At 45.5% G+C, this 3,858-nt stretch carries 6 protein-coding genes; all 6 read left to right on the forward strand.

All coding sequences use genetic code 11. The features are described from left to right. On the forward strand, positions 1–227 hold a 227-nt coding region (locus A3762_RS27030; RefSeq protein ID WP_369820659.1), incomplete at its 5' end, for a PhnE/PtxC family ABC transporter permease. A gap of 69 nt (positions 228–296) precedes the next feature. Continuing rightward, on the forward strand, positions 297–824 hold the full coding sequence (gene phnG, locus A3762_RS03940; protein ID WP_068502217.1) for a phosphonate C-P lyase system protein PhnG: 528 nt from the start codon (positions 297–299) through the stop codon (positions 822–824). Further along, positions 811–1,395 (forward strand): phosphonate C-P lyase system protein PhnH, encoded by a 585-nt coding sequence (gene phnH / locus A3762_RS03945; protein ID WP_068482036.1) that lies wholly within the window; start codon positions 811–813, stop codon positions 1,393–1,395. The genes phnG and phnH overlap by 14 nt, the downstream gene beginning before the upstream one ends. Next, positions 1,395–2,513, forward strand: coding sequence for a carbon-phosphorus lyase complex subunit PhnI (locus A3762_RS03950; protein WP_068482039.1), 1,119 nt, complete (start codon positions 1,395–1,397; stop codon positions 2,511–2,513). The genes phnH and A3762_RS03950 overlap by 1 nt, the downstream gene beginning before the upstream one ends. Beyond that, positions 2,510–3,403 (forward strand): alpha-D-ribose 1-methylphosphonate 5-phosphate C-P-lyase PhnJ, encoded by an 894-nt coding sequence (locus tag A3762_RS03955; RefSeq protein ID WP_068754199.1) that lies wholly within the window; start codon positions 2,510–2,512, stop codon positions 3,401–3,403. Before A3762_RS03950 ends, A3762_RS03955 begins: the two co-directional genes overlap by 4 nt. Continuing rightward, positions 3,396–3,858, forward strand: a 463-nt coding sequence (locus tag A3762_RS03960; RefSeq protein ID WP_156493211.1) for an ATP-binding cassette domain-containing protein, incomplete at its 3' end; no start/stop codon positions are given. The genes A3762_RS03955 and A3762_RS03960, both read left to right, overlap by 8 nt.

A 3,858-nucleotide genomic window follows, 5' to 3' on the forward strand; every position in this document is an offset into this window, starting at 1 on the left:
CTCATGTTCTGCCAGCTTGGATTGCGTATGTTCAGTATATCTTTGAACGAAATATTCGAACGGCAACAGTGCTTGGCATCGTCGGCGCCGGAGGTATTGGAATGGAATTAAAAGGTCGTTGGGATTTGTTTGATTACGACCATGTATCGACCATTCTTTTGGTCATTTTTATCACCGTTTTAATATTGGAATATGGCTCGCAAAAGCTGCGTAAAAAGACATTGTAGTTGGGCCTAACAACGAGCAAAAGCTTTCTTTTGCCTGGTGTTGTCTAGATATCTAGAAGAGAAATGCAAATGAGAAAGAACTTAGAACTGCCTAGATCAGAATGGATTAAAGCTTTAAGCAGGATTAAACGATCTGACTTAGTCGAGCAAGTCCAGGGTCTTGCAAAGGACTGGTTAATTAAACCGGTCAGTCCTCCTCAGTCAGGTTTAGGGGCATTGAAACTGAAAGAAAGCACATTATCTGAAGCCTTCTTTCTTGGCGAGTTTCCGCTATCAAGCGTATGGATAGAAATCACGACTCAGTCAGGTCAAGTTGTACAGGGGGCCGCCAACGTAATGCATGATGATATTGAATACGCAGAAACGCTGGCTATTTGTGATGCGGTTTTGGCGGAGGAGCTAGTCGGATTTGATCTCGTTGCTGCTTTGCTCGATGAAGGGCAGCGTCTGTTCGAAGAAAGGGAGTCAGCTCGTAGAAAAATCTTGTCGAGTACGCGCGTTGACTTTTCGCTTCTTGAAGATGCTTTAGATACTAATGACGAACCAGGCTATCAAGCTTCTGATAGGAAGGAGGAAGCATCCAATGTTGCAAGTTGATTCCTTGTGGCTGCCTCAATTACAGCAGCAACAATATCGCGAGTTACTTAATGCCATGTCTCGACCAGGGCAGCAAAACACGCTTCTTTACGGAAGGTCTTCTGAGGCTTCTCAGGTTGATTCAAGACAGACAGTCGGTGGCTTTTTGCCCTTGTTGGCGACATTGGCGGATTCTCAAGTATCGGTGTCAGATCCTGAGTCCTTAATCTCGGAAAGTGACTGGCGAATGTTGCAGGCAGATAAAACAGACCTTGAGACTGCCGACTTCATCATTGCGAAGGGGCAGCAATGTATCGTCCACGACCCTAAGTTAGGTTCACTCGCTAATCCGGAGCAATCAGCCACGCTGATCATCAATGTAACGGCCATTGGTCGAGGTGACTTAAAGCTGCAATTGATGGGGCCAGGCGTGAACGGCAAGATAACACTAGAGATTGATGGACTTGATCAGGCCTGGCTAGAGCGAAGAAATAGTTGGTGTTCCGCCTTTCCTCTCGGTGTCGATATTATTCTATGTGACCAGGAAAGCTTCATTGCATTACCACGCACGACACAAGTGGAGGTGATTTAATGGCATATGTTGCAGTAAAAGGTGGCGGCCAGGCACTTAGAGGTGCTGAAGGTGCGTTCGATTACCTTAGAGCGAGGCAAGGAGAGCAGGCGATTGATTCTGAATCGATTCGTCATCAACTAAGACTTCTGCACAGCCGCGTTATTTCTGAAGGAGGGATTTTTCACCCAGACTTAGCTTCGTTGGCAATAAAGCAGTTTCATGGCGATACACTTGAAGCATCTTTTGCGCTCAGGGCTTATCGATCAACAGTTCCCAGATTATTAGAAACACCGTTAACCGATACCAGCAGAATGCGTGTTACGCGTCGAATTTCGTCTGCCTTTAAAGATATTCCAAATGGTCAAATGTTAGGTGCCACCACCGACTATCAGCTTAGATTAATGCGAATGGAAATGTTTGATGAGTCGCCTGAAACCTTTCAAACGATTGCCAAGAAATGGTTTGCCGATATACCTGAGGCAAATGTACCGGATACCTTTCCAAAAGTGCTGGATGAACTGAGAAAGCAGGGGCTTCTTCCTCCTGAATCTGAACAGCATAGTTCTAATGATCCTTTTGATATCACACGTGAGCCGCTGGTTTTTCCAGTTCCGAGGTCCGCGGCATTAGCTACAATGGCTAGGGCAGAGCAGGGCTCATTACTCGCCATGGCCTATTCAAATATGCGAGGTTACGGCGATATACATCCTACCGTTGCGGAATTACGTGTGGGTTATGTGCCTGTGATGCTACCTCACCCGATTACCGGTGAATTGACTGAAATTGGCGAAGTGGAAGTGACTGAATGCGAAGTCGTGGCCATGTACGAGGATGAGCAAGATGGGCAAAGGGCCAATAAGAAGGCCATGTTTACCTTAGGCTATGGCGCGTGCTTTGGGCACAATGAAGTGAAAGCAATTAGTATGGCGATCTTGGATCGTGCGCTTCAGAAAGGGATGCGAGACGGCCCATCAAATCCATCAGAAGATCCTGAATTTGTATTGCTGCATGTCGATGGCGTGGACTCCATGGGCTTTTGCTCTCATTACAAAATGCCTCACTACGTGACGTTCCAGTCAGATATGGATCGATTGAGAGCGACCCAAAATAAGCAAAGGGAGGCTGCAGAGTCATGAGTCAATACAATTTTGGATTTCTCGACGAGCATGCAAAGAAAGAAGTCAGGCGCTGTACCCTAAAAGCCATATCTATTCCTGGTTACCAAGTACCGTATTCAAGTCGGGAAATGCCAATGGGAAGAGGTTTTGGTACCGGCGGGCTGCAACTCACATTATCGCTGATTGGTGAAAACGATACCCTTAAAGTGATTGACCAGGGATCAGATGATTCAGTTAATGCGGTCAATCTTCGTGAATTTATCCAAATGACCTGCCCAGGTACCGACACAACGACGGATACAGAAGAGGCTGATATTGTTCAGTCTCGTCATCGTATTCCGGAAAAAGAGCTACGTGAGGATCAAATATTGGTCCTGCAGGTACCATATCCCGACCCGCTGGTAATTGTTGAACCCTCCGAAGACAAACGCAAGCAGATGCATGGAGAGGGTGATTACTCACGCTTGTTAGTTAAGCTATACGAAGACTTAGTGAAGTATCAAGAGATTACGATTTCACATCGATATCCTACTCGTATTAATGACTGCTACGTGATCGACCCGTCACCGATACCTCGTTGGGATGTTCCTAAGATACACCAATCAAAATCACTTATTTTGCTAGGAGCGGGTCGTGAGAAAAAAATCTATGCCGTCCCTCCTTACACAAGTGCTGATCCTCTGGCTTTTGACGATGTGCCGTTTCGTGTAGAAGATTTTGATGACGAACACGGAAACCGTCGCGCCTGTAAGAAATGTGGTTCGACCAGCAGTTTTCTTGATGAATTTGTGGACTCTACAAATGGTCAAAAAGTCTATCAATGTTCAGACAGCGATTATTGTGAAAAGTTTGCAGCAGCTCGTGCCGCCAAGAATGAGTGTAGGCAAAAGGAGGCGGTGAATGGATAAGGTACTAGAAGTCAGAAATTTATCGAAAGTGTATGGCAATGGTTGTTCTGATTGTTTTGAACTAACGGGGCCTGAGGCGGATACCAACATATGCCCTAGTTGCGGGAGTGTTGTTGCGGCTCATGATCTTTCTTTTGATCTATATAAAGGCGAAATCTTAGGGATTATGGGCGAATCTGGTTCGGGCAAATCAACCTCAGTGAAGTGTCTTTATTTTGATGAAGAACCTAGTTCAGGTAGCGCTGTTTTTTATGATGAAGGTAAACAATACGACTTATTCAATTTGAATTCCGCTCAGCAACGTCAACTGGCTAGCCGGCGTTTTGGTATGGTTTATCAGAACCCCTACTTGGGATTGAACTTTGATATTTCAGCGGGTGGCAATATTGCTGAACGTTTGTTGATGTCTAGTGTTAGTAATTACAGCCATATAAGAGAGCGTGCAAGATCACTAT

The organism is Oleiphilus sp. HI0125 (assembly GCF_001635355.1).

Coding starts and splice junctions, on each gene's coding strand:
- phnG (WP_068502217.1), top strand. CDS start 297: ATGAGAAAGAACTTAGAACTGCCTAGATCAGAATGGATTAAAGCTTTA.
- phnH (WP_068482036.1), top strand. CDS start 811: ATGTTGCAAGTTGATTCCTTGTGGCTGCCTCAATTACAGCAGCAACAA.
- A3762_RS03950 (WP_068482039.1), top strand. CDS start 1,395: ATGGCATATGTTGCAGTAAAAGGTGGCGGCCAGGCACTTAGAGGTGCT.
- A3762_RS03955 (WP_068754199.1), top strand. CDS start 2,510: ATGAGTCAATACAATTTTGGATTTCTCGACGAGCATGCAAAGAAAGAA.